Origin of the sequence: Collinsella sp. LCP21S3_D3 (assembly GCF_052118305.1) — a bacterium.
Taxonomy (GTDB): domain Bacteria; phylum Actinomycetota; class Coriobacteriia; order Coriobacteriales; family Coriobacteriaceae; genus Collinsella.
On record NZ_JBQKHK010000003.1, the window covers coordinates 93,311 to 108,172 of the forward strand.

11 protein-coding genes are annotated in these 14,862 nt (G+C 62.2%); 6 read left to right on the plus strand and 5 right to left on the minus strand.

All coding sequences use genetic code 11. The annotated features are described in order from the left end of the window. Nucleotides 1-6 precede the first annotated feature (6 nt). Complete coding sequence (locus ACTQ1S_RS02340; protein WP_441547001.1) at nucleotides 7-1,716, plus strand: proline--tRNA ligase; 1,710 nt, start codon at nucleotides 7-9, stop codon at nucleotides 1,714-1,716. 173 nt (nucleotides 1,717-1,889) lie between these two features. Here ACTQ1S_RS02340 and ACTQ1S_RS02345 read toward each other — a convergent pair whose 3' ends face one another. After that, complete coding sequence (locus ACTQ1S_RS02345) at nucleotides 1,890-2,654, minus strand: phosphotransferase (RefSeq protein ID WP_441057376.1); 765 nt, start codon at nucleotides 2,652-2,654, stop codon at nucleotides 1,890-1,892. A gap of 87 nt (nucleotides 2,655-2,741) precedes the next feature. Next, complete coding sequence (gene adhE, locus ACTQ1S_RS02350) at nucleotides 2,742-5,390, minus strand: bifunctional acetaldehyde-CoA/alcohol dehydrogenase (protein WP_427795671.1); 2,649 nt, start codon at nucleotides 5,388-5,390, stop codon at nucleotides 2,742-2,744. Nucleotides 5,391-5,720: 330 nt separating this feature from the next. On the opposite strand from adhE, the gene ACTQ1S_RS02355 reads away from it, so the two are divergent. The 5 genes from ACTQ1S_RS02355 (at nucleotide 5,721) to ACTQ1S_RS02375 (ending at nucleotide 12,184) form a co-directional block, all read left to right on the plus strand. Further along, nucleotides 5,721-6,188 carry a transposase gene (locus ACTQ1S_RS02355; protein WP_441057378.1) on the plus strand — a complete coding sequence of 156 codons (468 nt, stop codon included), beginning with the start codon at nucleotides 5,721-5,723 and terminating at the stop codon, nucleotides 6,186-6,188. A gap of 92 nt (nucleotides 6,189-6,280) precedes the next feature. Continuing rightward, nucleotides 6,281-7,441, plus strand: coding sequence for a tyrosine-type recombinase/integrase (locus ACTQ1S_RS02360; RefSeq protein ID WP_441546974.1), 1,161 nt, complete (start codon nucleotides 6,281-6,283; stop codon nucleotides 7,439-7,441). Then, a complete protein-coding gene (locus tag ACTQ1S_RS02365) occupies nucleotides 7,425-10,145 on the plus strand; it encodes a tyrosine-type recombinase/integrase (protein ID WP_441546975.1) in 2,721 nt (906 codons plus the stop codon). The genes ACTQ1S_RS02360 and ACTQ1S_RS02365 overlap by 17 nt, the downstream gene beginning before the upstream one ends. Beyond that, nucleotides 10,138-11,721, plus strand: coding sequence for a hypothetical protein (locus tag ACTQ1S_RS02370; protein WP_441546976.1), 1,584 nt, complete (start codon nucleotides 10,138-10,140; stop codon nucleotides 11,719-11,721). Before ACTQ1S_RS02365 ends, ACTQ1S_RS02370 begins: the two co-directional genes overlap by 8 nt. Next, nucleotides 11,705-12,184 carry a DUF6262 family protein gene (locus ACTQ1S_RS02375; protein ID WP_123219222.1) on the plus strand — a complete coding sequence of 160 codons (480 nt, stop codon included), beginning with the start codon at nucleotides 11,705-11,707 and terminating at the stop codon, nucleotides 12,182-12,184. The genes ACTQ1S_RS02370 and ACTQ1S_RS02375 overlap by 17 nt, the downstream gene beginning before the upstream one ends. A gap of 21 nt (nucleotides 12,185-12,205) precedes the next feature. On the opposite strand, the gene ACTQ1S_RS02380 is transcribed toward ACTQ1S_RS02375, so the two are convergent. The 3 genes from ACTQ1S_RS02380 to ACTQ1S_RS02390 all read right to left on the minus strand — a co-directional run bounded on the left by ACTQ1S_RS02380 (nucleotide 12,206) and on the right by ACTQ1S_RS02390 (nucleotide 14,772). Beyond that, nucleotides 12,206-12,400 (minus strand): tyrosine-type recombinase/integrase, encoded by a 195-nt coding sequence (locus ACTQ1S_RS02380; RefSeq protein ID WP_441032096.1) that lies wholly within the window; start codon nucleotides 12,398-12,400, stop codon nucleotides 12,206-12,208. Nucleotides 12,401-12,675: 275 nt separating this feature from the next. Then, nucleotides 12,676-13,569, minus strand: coding sequence for a transposase (locus ACTQ1S_RS02385; protein WP_441546977.1), 894 nt, complete (start codon nucleotides 13,567-13,569; stop codon nucleotides 12,676-12,678). 327 nt (nucleotides 13,570-13,896) lie between these two features. Then, nucleotides 13,897-14,772 carry a tyrosine-type recombinase/integrase gene (locus tag ACTQ1S_RS02390; RefSeq protein WP_441054835.1) on the minus strand — a complete coding sequence of 292 codons (876 nt, stop codon included), beginning with the start codon at nucleotides 14,770-14,772 and terminating at the stop codon, nucleotides 13,897-13,899. Between the last annotated feature and the right edge of the window lie 90 nt (nucleotides 14,773-14,862).

Below are 14,862 nucleotides of genomic sequence, written 5' to 3' on the forward strand. Positions count from 1 at the left end.
CGAGCAATGTATATGTCTAAGCTGTATGCTCCGACGCTCAAAGAGGATCCGGCCGACGCTGAGCTTGCGAGCCATCGCCTGCTGCTCCGTGCCGGTATGATCCGCAAGGAGGCCGCCGGTCTCTATTCCTATCTGCCGCTCGCGTGGCGCTCGATTCGCAAGATTGAGAACATCGTGCGCGACGAGATGGACGCCGCCGGCGCCCAGGAGCTCATGATGCCCATCATGGTCGATGCCGAGCTGTGGCGTGAGTCCGGCCGTATCGATGCCTATGGCAAGGAGCTCGTGCGCTTTGATGACCGCCACGGCCGCGAGTTCGTGCTCGGCCCCACGCACGAGGAGACCGTGACTGCCCTGGTGCGCAACGAGCTGCGTTCATACAAGCAACTGCCGGTGAATCTCTATCACATCCAGGACAAGTTCCGCGACGAGTTCCGTCCCCGCTTTGGCCTGATGCGCGGTCGCGAGTTCATCATGAAAGACGCCTACAGCTTTTCTGCCACGCAGGAGAGCCTGCAGGAGGAGTACGACAAGATGAAGCAGGCCTACGCCAATATCTGCGAGCGCTGCTACATCAAGGCCCTGCCCGTCGTCGCCGATTCCGGCGAGATCGGTGGCGACACCTCCGTCGAGTTCATGGCGCTGGCAGATGCCGGCGAGGCTTCGCTGGTCTACTGCGACGATTGTGGCTTTGCTGCCGATGACGAGGCGGCAAGCACCAAGGTCGTTGTGACCGAGGGCCCCGGCGACGGCACACTCACCAAGGTCGAGACTCCGGGTATGGGCACCATCGAGGCCGTCGCCAAGTTCTTCGGCTTCCCCGAGAACGGTACGCGCAAGTCGCTGGCCCTCATCGACGCCGAGGGCAAGCCGGTTGTGGCCATCGTTCCGGGCGATCATGAGCTCAACGACTGCAAGGCCGAGCATGTCTTTGGCAAGGGCTATCGCATGATGGCCGACGAGGAGCTCCAGACCTACGGTCTGCATAAGGGCTTTATCGGACCGGTTAACCTGCCCGAGGGCATTCGTCTGGTCTGCGACGAGAGCCTGCGCGAGTCCAAGCAGTGGGCCTGCGGTGCCAACGAAGTCGACTATCACTTTACCGGTGCCTGCCCCGAGCGCGACTTTACCGTCGACGAGTGGGCCGACCTGGTTACCGTCGTTGCCGGCGACCCTTGCCCGCACTGCGGCAAGCCGCTCTCCGCTGCTCGCGGTATCGAGGTTTCCCAGGTCTTCCAGCTGGGCACCAAGTACTCCGAGGCCATGGGTGCCACCTTTATGGACGAGGACGGCAAGGAGAAGCCGCTTATCATGGGTTGCTACGGCGTGGGCGTGTCCCGCTCGCTCGCTGCCGTCGTGGAGCAGCACAACGACGAGCACGGTATCGTTTGGCCGGTCTCTGTTGCCCCGTACGAGGTTGCGGTGATTCCGCTCGACCCCAAGAAGGAGGAGTGCGCTTCTGTTTGCGATCAAATCGTCGAGGGTCTGTGCGCCGAGGGTATCGAGGTTGTCGTTGACGACCGTGACGAGCGTCCCGGCTTTAAGTTTGCCGACAACGACCTTATGGGCTTCCCTTATCAGGTGGTGCTCGGCAAGCGCGGCCTTAAGAACGGCACCGTCGAGCTCAAGGATCGTGCCACGGGCGAGCGCGAGGATGTGGCGATCGATGAGGTTGTCGCCAAGGTCGCTGAGCTTGTGAAAGCAGCACGCCGTTAATCGAGCCTGCTGCGTTTAGTGCACTTGTTAAGCGGCCCTGCGTCTCTCGAGGTAGAGATGCAGGGCCGCTTTTGCGTCTAAGGGACAGTTGTTGCTAAAAGGAAAACCCCGCAGCCCATGCGAGCTGCGGGGTTTTCCTTTGTGCCTCCGATGCGAAATAAATCGCTCAGATATTACTGATAATCGACGACGTCGATCCAGTTCTTCAGGAACTCATCGTTCACGTTGCGCTTACGAGCGAGCTCGGAAGCGGCGACGATGCTCGTCCACTGACGCACGACCTGCATAGGCATGTCGGCGCGATCGCAGTAGAGCTCCAGGTAGGCCTCGGCCTGGTCCTTGCTGTTGAGGGCAAAGAGCAGGTAGCTGGTGGCAACGTCGGCAGCAGGGGAGCCCTGGGTGGCGTGTGCCCAGTCGCAGACGTACAGCTGGCCGTCGTCGCCAACGATGACGTTGGAGGGGTTGAAGTCGCCGTGGCAGACCTTGAACTCCTTGGTCATGCCGTCCAGACGCTCCTGAAGGTTGTAGCGCGTGGTGGCATTGAGCTGATCGAGGCTGTCGATCATGCGGGCGAACTTGTCGCGCTGACGGTTGAGCAGCGGGGAGGTGTAGCCGTGGATCTCGATCTGGAGGTCGACGAACATCTCGAGGTACTCACCAAAGCGCTGGGGCTCGGCAGTCATCTTCTCGGCAAGGGTGGTGCCCGGAACCTTCTCGGTCACGAGCGCCCAGCCGTTGGCGTTCTCGAGCTGAGAAACCTCGAGAGCCTTGGGGCTGCGGATGCCGCACTCATTGATGCGGGCAAGATTCAAAGCCTCGTTGAACACGTCGGAGACGGGCTTGGTCTCGTTAAAGACCTTGACGATCTTGTCGCCCAGGTCGTAAACGACTTTGTTGCCGCGACGGACGAGCTCGGTCTTGGATTCGGGGAGCAGCATGATTGCATCCTTTCAACGATGCGATAGAAGCAGCGGCGGGGGCGTGCGTGCGCCCGTTCACCCCCGCCGAAATAACCGTGCTAAAAACTAGCAGACGGCGTAGTCCTGGGGCTCGCGGCCATAGTAGGCGTCCAGGTAGAGCTCCTTGATCTCGCTCATGAGCGGGTAGCGCGGGTTAGCGCCGGTGCACTGGTCGTTGAATGCCTGCTCGGTCATCTCGTCGAGGGTGTCGAGGAAGTACTGCTCGTCAACACCGTAGTCGGCGATGGTCTTCTTGACACCGATGAAGTCCTTGAGCTCCTCGAGCTTCGTGATGAAGTTCTCGAAGACTTCCTTGTCGTCCTTGCCCTCGATGCCGCAGTACTTGGCCATCTCGGCGTAGTTGTGCAGCGCGTTGGGGTAAGGATACTGGGAGAACGTGCCCATCTTGACGGGGGCCTCGGCGGCGTTGTAGCGCATGACGCGAGTCAGGATGATGGCGTTGGCGATGCCGTGGGGCAGGTGATGGAAGGCACCGAGCTTGTGGGCCATGGAGTGGTTGAGGCCCAGGAAGGCGTTGGCGAAGGCCATACCGGCCATGCAGGAGGCGTTGTGCATCTCCTCGCGGGCATGCGGGTCCTTGGCGCCGTTTTCGAAGCTGGAGGGCAGGTTCTCGAAGACGAGCTTGGCAGCGCGCTCCGAGAGGCCCTTGGTGTAGTCGGAGGCCATGATGGAGACATAGGACTCGATGGCGTGGGTCATGACGTCGATGCCGGAGGCGGCGGTCAGGCCGCGCGGGGCGGTCATGCAGTTGTCGGCGTCGACGATAGCCATGTTGGGGAGCAGTGCGTAGTCGGCGAGCGGCCACTTGATGCCGGTCTCCTTGTCGGTGATGATGGCGAACGGCGTGCACTCGGAACCGGTGCCCGAAGAGGTCGGGACGGCGACGAAGTAGGCCTTCTTGCCCATCTCGGGGAAGGTGAAGATACGCTTGCGGATGTCCATGAAGTCCATGGCCATGTCCTCAAACTTGCACTCGGGGTGCTCGTACATCATCCACATGATCTTGCCGGCGTCCATAGCGGAGCCACCGCCGACGGCGATGATGACGTCCGGCTCAAAGAGAGCCATCTGCTTGGCGCCGCGACGTGCGCACTGCAGCGACGGATCGGGCTCGACGTCGTAGAAGCAGTCGTGGGCGATGCCCATCTCGTCGAGCTTGGCCTCGATGGCGCGGGTGTTGCCATTCTTGAAGAGGAACTGGTCGGTGACGATAAAGGCGCGCTTCTTGCCCATGACGCTGCCCAGCTCGTCGAGAGCGACGGGCGTGGAACCCTTCTTGAAGTAGACCTTCTCGGGAGCGCGGAACCACAGCATGTTCTCACGGCGCTCGGCCACAGTCTTAACGTTGATCAAGTGCTTCACCCCAACGTTCTCGGAGACGGAGTTGCCGCCCCAGGAGCCGCAGCCCAGGGTCAGAGACGGCTTCATGCCAAAGTTGTACAGGTCACCGATGCCGCCGTGCGAGGACGGGGTGTTGATGACGATACGGCAGGCCTTCATGACATGCTCGAACAGGCTGATCTTATCGGCCTGGGCGGGATGCACGTACAGAGAGGCGGTGTGGCCCGGGCCACCGGCGAGTACCAGGTGCTCGGCCTTGTCGACGGCCTCCTGGAAGTCCTTGGCGTGATACATGGCCAGGACAGGGGAGAGCTTCTCGTGGGAGAACTCCTCCTTGGCGGGGTCGGTGGAGGTGACCTCGGCGATCAGGATCTTGGTCTTGGCGGGAACCTCGATACCGGCGAGCTCGGCGATCTTGGCGGCAGCCATGCCGGGGATGCGGTGATCGAGAGCGCCGTTCTTGAACATGGCGCCGCGCAGGGCCTCCATCTCGGCACCCTGCTTGACGAAGTAGCAGCCGCGCTTCTGGAATTCGGCCTTAACCTGGTCATAGATGGTGTCGATGACGGTCACGGACTGCTCGGAAGCGCAAATCATGCCGTTGTCGAAGGTCTTGGAGTGGATGATGGAGTTGACGGCGAGCAGCACGTCGGCGGTGTCGTCGATGACGACCGGGGTGTTACCGGCGCCAACGCCCAGGGCGGGCTTGCCCGAGGAGTAGGCGGCCTTGACCATGCCCGGGCCACCGGTGGCGAGGATGATGTCGACATCGCGCATGACCATGTTGGTCAGCTCGATGGAGGGGACATCGACCCAGCCGATGATGCCCTCGGGGGCGCCGGCCTTGACGGCGGCGTCAAGCACGAGCTTGGCGGCGGCGATGGTGCACTTGGCGGCAGCCGGGTGCGGGGAGATGATGATGGCGTTGCGGGTCTTCAGGCTGATCAGCGTCTTGAAGATCGCGGTGGAGGTGGGGTTGGTCGTCGGGATGACGGCGCCCACGATGCCGATGGGCTCAGCGATCTTGGTGATGCCGTAGGCCTCGTCGCGCTCAATGACACCACAGGTCTTGGTGTTCTTGTAAGCGTTGTAGATGTACTCTGCGGCGTAGTGGTTCTTGATGACCTTGTCCTCAAGAACGCCGCGACCGGTCTCCTCGATGGCCATCTTCGCCAGCGGGATACGAGCCTTGTTGGCGGCCATGGCGGCCTCGTAGAAGATCTTGTCGACCTGCTCCTGCGTGTACGTAGCAAAAAGCGCCTGGGCCTCTCGCATCTGAGCGAGCTTAGCCTCAAGCGCCTCTACGTTGTCCACAATTGCGGGAGTAGTGTTTTCCGGTGACTTTTTCACCATTTGTGTCTCCTTGCGATCGGAGATTTACCCTACGTGTTGCATGATAGCAAGAAATTATTCGGCGAACGGTAAGATTCCCGTAAAAGGCACACTAAAACGCTTCAATCTACTGAAGCGTTTTAATTAAAAATATCAGCCTGGCATCGGCCCGCTCATTGGCGACAGACTTATATGAGTGCTTTCACTCATTTGGGACAGACATCGTTTTGCCATTTCGCTGTTCTGGACCTGTTATTGCCGCTTATTGGATATAAATAGATCACAGGCTCAGCATTTCGCGTTGCTTCTCTCCTTTTAGGTGTTGCCTGTACAGTTTTGAAAGGAGAGATTATGCCCCGATGTGCCCGCGCCGTTTCGATCACCGGCTATTACCATGTTTATGACCGCGGCAACTCCAAGCAGATTATTTTTGAAGATGACTCCGACCGCTATCGTTTCTTGTCGGATATCTCGGACAGGTTTGCGCGCCATAAAGTGGCGGTGTTGGCTTGGTGCCTTATGGACAACCACTTCCATTTGATGGTTGATGACCCTTATGACAACCTTTCAAAGGCGATGCAGTGCGCATTGACGGCGTATGCCAAGTATTTCAATGGGAAAACGGGAAGAACGGGCCATCTGTTTGACAATCGCTATTCGCGGGTTGCGGTTGAGTCGGACACTCAGGCGGTGCAGCTGCTCGATTATATCCATCTCAATCCTGTGAAAGGTTCGCTCGACTCACTCGAGGCGTACCGATGGTCAAGCTTCAAGGCCTATCAGCTGGGCCTTCATTTTATTATGTATTTCAGATACTAAGATTTATTTTTAGTCGTTGATAGGTCGAGCACTTATTGTGATGTTTAACTAAGCGTTATCCAGTGAATTGATGTTTGTTCAGGTGACAAAAAATGTTTGCCGTTGAAAAATGCCTCTACCCGAAGGCCGACGGGGGAACGATGGACGGCTGGATCATCAACCATCCGGACGCCTACCCCTTCTGGGCCAACAAGTTCCTCCACAAGATGAACATGGGCTCGCCCCAGACGGCGAGGCAGTACGCCTACAAGCTGTGCAAGCACCTCAACTACCTGCAGGACTGCTGGCACATCGGCTACGCCGACGCGACCGCCAAGCACCTCGCCGGCTTCCTGCGCTTCCTGCAGTTCGGAAACGTCATCCCGTTCGTCGGCGCAGTGGAGGGAAAGAGGTCCGGCTTCACCGTCAGGGGCTACTACACGGTCGTGGCCAGCTTCTACACCTTCCTGCGCTCCCAGGGCAGGGAGGTCAAGATGGAGGTCGCAGAGGAGCGAAGTGGGGAGAACCCGCACTCCTTCCTCTACGGCCAGGGAATCGTGACCACGTCGCCGCGCTATGTCGCCGAGACGTCCTTCGTCAGCGGCAAGCCTCCTGTGGACTACGAGAAGTGGTACACGGACGAGCAGGTCGACGCCATCCTCAGCAACCTCCGCACCTACCGCGACAAGGCGGTCTTCTCCCTCTCGCTCGACGGCCTTCGCATCGACGAGATCCTCTCCGCCCAGATCGACCTCTACCGCGCAGACGAGGGCACCTTGAAGCTGTTCCGCAGCAAGGGCAGGCGCGAGGGCGAGGGGCGCGTCTGCGTCTTGTCGGAGCGCTCGCGGCGCCTGCTGGAGGAGTACCTCTACAACGAGCGCAGCGCCGTCGAGGGGAAGCTGATCGATTCCGGAGTGCTCGTACCGACCGAGATCTTCCTGAACCTGCGCGAGCGCGAGGGCAGCTTCGGCAAGCCGATGGCCTACCACAACGCGCTCGAGATCATCAAGCGCGCCGCCAAGCACGCCGGCCTCGACCCCGCCAAGGTGCGCACCCACTCCGGCAGGAGCACGAAGATGGAGGAGCTCCTCAGGCAGCAGGCCCTAGACCCCGCCTCCCTCACCGACAACCAGATCCTGGACATCATGGGCTGGAAGAGCATGGAGTCTGCCGAGCCCTACAAGAACAGGCAGGACAGGGTGACCGCCGTCGAGAACTGGAAGAGGCTCGAAGCAGCCAAGGAGAAGAGGCGCGCCGATGATCAGGCAACCTGAGGAGGCGCTCGAGCACATCAGGGACAACTCCGGGGGTGCGAAGCGCAGCAACAACTACACCCATGTCGCAGACACGGCGACGGTGAGCGACTTTGCTGCCTTGGCCGCCTGCGTGGAGTCGCGCACGCCGCTGCCCTCCTGCGAGGGCCTGGAGGAGTCGCTGAAGGGGACATATAGCTATGGGACCCTGTGTCGTCTTGCCCTGACCTCCATGTTCTCGGAGGAGGAGCTGAGCGACTACTTCCTCGACGTGCTCGTCTCCATGCACGAGGACGAGGAAGCCTGGGAAAAGCCCGGCATAAAGAAGCTCTTCAAGGTGATAACCGGGTTGACCTACCAGGTCAGGGACCGCGTTAACCCCCTGATACGTATCTTTGGCGAGACGTACATGGAGCGCTTCTACACCTATCACCGCTTCCCGGTGCAGATCGGGGACCGCGCCGTCGAGGCCATCAATCATCGGGAACCCCTTGCAGCGGTCCGCGAGGAGTTCAACGGAAGATACTTCAGAAGAGCTCACGACTCCTTCCTGATGTGGCTCGACAACTGTGTTGTCGAGGAGATCGGCGAGGAGGAGTTCGCGGCGTATGTGCGCGACATGGCAGAGAAGTATGCCTCGGGGCTGTCCGATCGCAACTACCGACACTTCACCTACCCGCGCCTGACCGCGTACATCTTCGGGTTCTCCTGGCGCCCTGTCGGGAGGTACCGAAAGCACAGAGAGAGGGGGCACGGCAAGCGGTGGGACTATCGCAGGCTGCATGAAGTAATCGCTAGGGAGATGTTGCCCTACACGTACGCTGCGTACGCTACGACCTCTAACCGGACCACCGTATATGAATTCCTAGATCTCAGCGCGGAGGAACGCGCCTATTACGACGAGAAAGCTGTGCGGGTTGACAAGAGCTCCGTCCCTGCTGGACTGCTTGTCGCAGGTGACTCCCAGTTGCCGGCACCGGAACTGCCAGGCGGCGTCAGCTTCGAGGAGCTCCTGGGCGCATACGATGCGTTCTTCGCCGGCAGGTACCTGGCCCCCGACTCTCCGAGGGGGCCGATCTTGCCCCTCCACAGATTCCGTCGCGACTTCAAGGAGCATTTGGAAGACGAGGACGTGAGGAAGTTCGCGGCGTTCAAGAAGGTGCGGCAGACCCCCACCCTCGCAAACGCTTTTGACGAGCACCTGGAGAACAAGATCGCCGGCCTGCGCAGGTTCATGTTCGACGGCAACGCCGACGAGGTGGCCAGCGACAAGTCGGAGGTGTGGTTCTACTTCCCCAAGGGGGAGACGTTCTCAGGCAGGCGGTTCGACTTCTCCGTGCTGGACGGGACGGGTTTGTTCCAGCAGGATGCGAGGGAGTATCTGAGGTTCCTCTACCAGGATGCATGCCAACGCGCGAGCTCTGACCATCGCGCGTTGGCGCGCATCCCGGCTGCGATGGCCGATCTGCTAACCGTGCTCTCCTTCCTCGTCGGCGAATACGGCATCACCTGCCCAGAGGACGTGGGCGAGCTGCATGTCCTCGCCGCGCTCTCGCATATGAGCAAGGAGGGCTATGCACCCGGCACGCTCAAGCATCATCTGACCAGCTGCAGGAGGTTCTTCCGGCACCTCGTCGCTCGCGGGCGCCTTGACACGGACCCGACCGCGAACCTGACGGTCAGGAGCGGTTCTGACTACTCGAGGGCGACCCCGGAGATCCCCGAGGACATCCTGGTGTTCCTCGAGGAGCACGTCGACGAGCTTGGGTCGAGCGCCTGCAGGCTGATGCTCAAGCTCGCAATGGAGACCGGGTGGCGCCTCTCCGATATCAAGAGCATCCGCGTCGAGGACATCACGGCCGAGGACCCCGCCAGCGGCATGCCGCAGGTGAGGGCGAGGTCCCCCAAGACCGCGGCATCCAGGATCAAGCGGCGCCTCGGCGACAAGATCTTCGCCGTCATCTCGCCAGGGCTCCACGGCGAGATCGAGGCCTACATCGAGGAGACCTCCGCCCTCAGGGAGATGTACGGGGTCGAGACGCTCTTCTTCTGCATCACCAACGGGGTTAAGACCGAGTTCCCCGCGACGACCTTCAACGGAGCGATCAACAGGCTGCTCGAGCGGTACGGCATGCAGTCGATCGACGAGAGTTACGACACGTTTTGCTCCAGGCAGACGCGCAAGACGGTCGCCGTCGAGCTCATCACGTCGGGTGCCACGCTTACAGACGTGCAAAAGCAGCTCGGCCACGTCGACCACAGAACCACCGAGCGCGTCTACGCCGAGGTGAGGATGAGGAGGCTCGCAGAGCTGAACAGCGAGTTCTTCCAGCAGAAGTTCAACCTCCTGATCGAGAGCGGCAGGCTCGACCTGTACACGGAGGAGGAGCGCCGCTGGCTCTACGTCGACTTCTGCACCAACCGCCGCAACGTGGAGCTGGGCGTGTGCTCAAAGCACCCCTCGGAGGGCAGGTGCGCCGACCTCGGCAACATCAGCTGCGCGTCCTGCCCCAAGCTGTGCACGGGAAGGGCCTTCCAAGCACGCTGGCAGGAGCTCTACGAGGACTCGTCGAGGCTGCTGGCGCAGTTCGAGGCCAAGTACGCGGAGCTGGACATCCCGATGGACGAGTACGAGGGCTACACCGAGTACGCGCAGGAGAGAACCCTGAACGAGCGCTACAGGGCCGTGCTCGACGCTATTGAGGAGGGAACGCAACATGCCTGACAGCCTGCTCTTCCCCACATCCGGGTCCGCGGCCCTCGAGCCAGTCGTCCTCTCCAACACCGTGTCCGTCACCGACGAGCAGGCGGCCAGGATGCTCTCAGACTACTGCTCTGCCTCGAGCTTCAGCGACGACGTCTGGCAAGCCGACAAGGTGAAGCCCGACAAGAACGTCAAACCGAGCTCGCGCAACATATATTTCACGGGTATCTCGAACGAACACCTCAAGAAGGAGGCCAAGAGATGGGCGCTGACGAGGCTCGTGAAGGGGCGGGACCCCGCTGCCATCAGCTCAGACATCTGCATGTCCATCAAGCACTGCGCAGACTTCATCCCCGACGATTGCAAGAGCTTCGCAGAAGCCCCGCCGGAGGCGCTCGCCTCCTTCTATGCCTACCTCTTCTCGGGAGAGCGGAAGACCTCCCTGAGAAAGCGCCTGCATTACTGGCACGCTCTCGAGGCATTCGCGAGGGAGTCGGGGTTCACCGACATCAGCTCCGCCATGCAGAGGTTCGTGCTGGAGAGGGCCCCCGCCTACGTCAAGAAGGAGGACAAGTACATCCCCGACGAGGTGGCCGGCCAGCTCGACGTCATCTTCATGAAAGACGGCATCCCGCTGGTCTACAGGTGCCTCTACTGGATGCTGCGCCTGATCCCCAACCGCGCCACGGAGGTCCTCAGCATGACGGTCAGGTGCCTGAAGCGGCTCGACGCGGACACCTACACCCTGACGATCCCGTCGTTCAAGCAAGCGGGACCCTACGTCCCGAGCGACATCAAGCTGATCGAGGTCAGGTACGAGGGCATGGGGAAGCTCCTCGTCGACCTGGTGGCAGCCCAGAGGGACGAGGTGCTGGCGCACCTCGGCGAGAATGCAAGGTGGCTTTTCACCTCGCGGGCCTACAGGCTCATAAGGGACCCGAAGACGGGGGAGAGATGCTATAGGACTCACGGGTCGGCATTCAAGCCGAAGAACCTTGGAAGCTGCAACCGCTTCTTCTCGCGGCTCTGCAAGTGCAGGGGAATCGTCGACGAGCACGGCGAGCCCTACTCCCCGACGACGCACCAGTTCCGCCACAACGCCGTCAGCGACCGCATGAACTCGGGCCTCTTCCGCGCCATCGACCTGCTGCCGCTCACCGCCCACCACAACACCAAGATGATCGAGCAGAGCTACACCCACACCTCCGTCAAGGACCTGCGCAAGGACGACCCCGTCGTGTTCAGGGGCAGGATCATCAACACAGACGACCCCGCGCGCTTCGACAGGATCCTGTCGAAGCCCTTCGCCAAGAGGGTCCACAGGATCGGCCTGTGCTCGGACGCAAGGGGCTGCAGCGCCGACAGGTCGAGGTGCCTCCGCTGCAGCTACCTCGTCCCCGACGCCGGCGACCTCGACTACTATCAAAGCGAGCTCGACGACTGGCGCAGCAAGCAGGAGAAGGCTCTAAGTTGTGGCAACGAGGTCTTCGCCGAGCTCTGCGGTGCTTGGATAGACGCATACGAAACGCTGACCCAGCGCGTGCTGAGCGTTATCAGCGACGAGGACCTGGAGGTCTCTGATGAAGCAGCCCAGTGAGAACATGCAGAGGATGTACGCGGCGAAGCGCGAGAAGACGCTGGCCCTCATCCAGGGGGCCATCGACGAGATCGAAGAGGACCACCGCATCGTCACCAAGAAGGAGCTCATGGCGCTCACGGGGCTGAGCTCGGGGACGTTCAGCCAGCAGCACGTCAAGGAGCTCCTGGCGAAGAACCGGGTCTGCCAGTTCAAGCCGACGGGCAAGGTGAGCCAAGAGGGCAGGCGCGAGCTGAACAAGGACGCCGAGATAACCAGGCTGTCAAGGGAGCTCCAGAGGGCGCAGTCACGCCTGCAGGACCTCGACATCGCCCTCGACAAGAGCAGGAAGCAATCGAGGAAGCTGAAGGAGGAGAACGCGGAGCTCCAGCAACAGCTCCTGCTGCTCCGGGGCAAGTACCAGCAGCTGCTGGAGTACCTGGAGGTGCTGGGGAGCGACCTCTCGGGCATCCCCCTCGCATGACGCGGCCCCGGCCTCGGGCTCCTAGTCGTCGAGGAGGCCGTCGACAAAACGCTCCGGAGCTTGGCTCACGCGGTCGACGTTGTGGGCATAGACCATCGTGGTCGTCAGGTTCGTGTGCCTTGCGAGCGCCTGGGCCTGCTGCAGGCTGGCGCCCCCCAGCAACGCGAACGTCACCGCGCTGTGCCGGAAGCTGTGGGTCGTGAGCCTCTCGCTCATATGACCCAATCCGCTGTCAAGAGCCACAATGGCCCCGCCGACCGCTTGCAATCGGTCGGCGGGGCCTGCCGTTAACCCGTCCCGGTCCGCCCCCGGCATGTCATCGACGCCTTCGGCTCAGTCTCATATCCGCGGATACCGTTCTGTCGGCCCGCACTCCATTCCTTCGGCGGGGTTCCCCAAGTCTGTCGAGGCGCATGCGGAGGGCTCCGCGCGCACAGCGAAATAGGGGGTATCCCCGAAGGCCGCCCGGCTCGCCGGGACGGGGGCTATGTCTATTCCGCGCCCTCCCGGCACATCATGCCGAGGGCCCAGAGCCACCTCACGAGCTCGGCCGCGGTGGCCGCGTTGGCCTTCGCCGCGGGCATGCCGCGGGCGAGCATCTCCTCGCGCCGCCGCAGGAGCCGCTCGGACCCCTTCCTCCCGTGCATCCTTATCTCGAGGGGCACGCCCGTGTCCCTCGGCATGAGCTTCGGCTGGTGCCGTGCCGCGGCGTAGCACCATGTACCCTCAACGGCCAGCTTCCTCACGAGCGCGTTGCCCGCACCGCTGATGCCTCCGAGCCGCACGGAGTCGCCACTCGACCTCTGACTCGGCGCGAGGCCGAAATAGGCCGTGACCTGCCTTCCGGAACGGAACCTCGTGAAGTCGCCGACCTCGGCCGAGAAGGCCGCGGCCAGCGCGAAGGCGCAGCCCTTGATCGACTGGAGGGCGGCCACCTCCGCGGCGATCGGGCTGGCATCCACGGCGGCCCTGTACTCGGAGAGCAGGTCCGCCCGGGCCTCCGCCGCGGCCTCGACCTCGTTCCTCAGGGCGGCGAGCGTCCGAACCCCGCCATCGTCCTCCGGCCTGACCTTGTCGAGCCACCTCAGGAAGTCGTAGGTCCAGTACTTCCTCGGGTTGCCGGCGGGCGTGGTGCCGCCGTAGACGAACCCCCGCTTTGCGAGGAAGGCGAGCAGCCGCTGCTTGGCGGTCGCCAGGCGCGCGGTCGCCCCGTCGTAGGCGCCGGCGAGGTCCCTGATGCCTTCGACCTCGGGGGAGGGGGACCATACGGGGGGATGTCGTGGGCGAGTATCGCCTTGGCCATCCTGGCGGCGTCGTTCCTGTCGTTCTTGGAGGCCGAGTCGGCGGCCGACCTGGGGATCTTCGAGACCGCGGCGACGACGCACTCGACGCCGAGCCCGGCGAGCTCCCTTTGCGGGGCGAAGCCGAGGTAGCCGCTCTCGTAGGCCGCGAGCGACGGCCCGGGGAACCCATCCATCCACCCGGCGATCTCGCCCCAGGGGTTGCCGGGGAACCTCCTCGTCACGGCCTCGCCGGTGTCCGCGTCGAGGGCGCAGACGGTGGTCGACCTCAGGTGGACGTCCATCCCGAACGCGGTAGAATACTTTGGCATGGGAGCCTCCCAACCTCGTTGCGGCGCGGCTGCGCCTATGGCACTTCAACATCATTGTCGCAGCCCCGACCCGCGGTCACGAGCGGGGGCTCCTATCTTTTTAGTGCCCTCGGATTGGGTCATAGTGTCTGTCGAGCCCCGCCGCGCGCAGGGCCTCCTTCGCAATCTGCCGTATGCTGCGCGTGGACAGCGGCTTCCCATATGTTTTGTTGGAGAGGCTGGCGAACAGCGGCGAGTCCTCCCCGACGACCTCGCGCCCCTCGCACCTGCGCGCTGCCAGGTAGTCGTAAATGGGTCCTAGAGTCGCATCGGTCAGCACCACGAGCGCGTCCTTCTCGACCCTGCCCTTGCCCTGGACGAGCAGAATCGTCTGATCGCCCCTGTTGCGCAAATCACCCAGACGGCCTCGCGTGACCTCCACCGAGCGTAAGCCGACTCTGATGAGCAGGTTCACCAGCGCGAAGTCGCGCTTGGCCTGCAGCGTGTCGCCCTTCAGCACCTGGAGCACGCGCTTGGCCTGCGCCGGCGTCAGCGCGTCCTTGCGGTGGATGTTGCCCACTAGCTTGACCGTCTTTATGTCCGCGGCCACGTTCGGGTAGGCTCTCACGGACTCGAGCCATTTGAACAGGCTCTTGACCGCGGTGAGGTAGGTGCTCGCCGTCGAGGGCCGCACCCGCGCCAGCATGTCCTGCTTGTAGGCGAGAATGTCTCCCCTGGCGAGGTCTGCGATCCCTCGCTCCTCCTTCCACGCGAAGAAGCCCCTCAGGGTCCTGCGGTAGGTCTCCTTCGTGGTCTCGGCCAGCTCGGCCTCGACTAAAAAGCGCTCGAGCAGCATCTCGACGTCTGCGCTCAGGGCCACGGGACTCGAGGGCTGCTGCGTCGCTGTTATGAGTTGGTTCTGTGTTTCGTTTCCTTTCCCGGGTATGTTCTGCACATCGTGCACCACCTTCTTAATTATCTTCAATAAAGATAACATGGGAGGAGGCTGCAGTGCCAACCGCCGCCTTCGGCCATGCTCTGGCGGGTTGCGGGAAGGGCGGGCGTTTCTGCGCGATGCTTTCCAGCA

Excerpts from the sequence above, each read along its gene's own strand:
- ACTQ1S_RS02380 (WP_441032096.1), bottom strand. The coding sequence starts at position 12,400 with ATGAGCGAGAGGCTCACGACCCACAGCTTCCGGCACAGCGCGGTGACG.
- ACTQ1S_RS02370 (WP_441546976.1), top strand. The coding sequence starts at position 10,138 with ATGCCTGACAGCCTGCTCTTCCCCACATCCGGGTCCGCGGCCCTCGAG.
- ACTQ1S_RS02375 (WP_123219222.1), top strand. The coding sequence starts at position 11,705 with ATGAAGCAGCCCAGTGAGAACATGCAGAGGATGTACGCGGCGAAGCGC.
- ACTQ1S_RS02340 (WP_441547001.1), top strand. The coding sequence starts at position 7 with ATGTATATGTCTAAGCTGTATGCTCCGACGCTCAAAGAGGATCCGGCC.
- ACTQ1S_RS02390 (WP_441054835.1), bottom strand. The coding sequence starts at position 14,772 with ATGTTATCTTTATTGAAGATAATTAAGAAGGTGGTGCACGATGTGCAG.
- ACTQ1S_RS02355 (WP_441057378.1), top strand. The coding sequence starts at position 5,721 with ATGCCCCGATGTGCCCGCGCCGTTTCGATCACCGGCTATTACCATGTT.
- adhE (WP_427795671.1), bottom strand. The coding sequence starts at position 5,390 with ATGGTGAAAAAGTCACCGGAAAACACTACTCCCGCAATTGTGGACAAC.
- ACTQ1S_RS02345 (WP_441057376.1), bottom strand. The coding sequence starts at position 2,654 with ATGCTGCTCCCCGAATCCAAGACCGAGCTCGTCCGTCGCGGCAACAAA.
- ACTQ1S_RS02365 (WP_441546975.1), top strand. The coding sequence starts at position 7,425 with ATGATCAGGCAACCTGAGGAGGCGCTCGAGCACATCAGGGACAACTCC.
- ACTQ1S_RS02360 (WP_441546974.1), top strand. The coding sequence starts at position 6,281 with ATGTTTGCCGTTGAAAAATGCCTCTACCCGAAGGCCGACGGGGGAACG.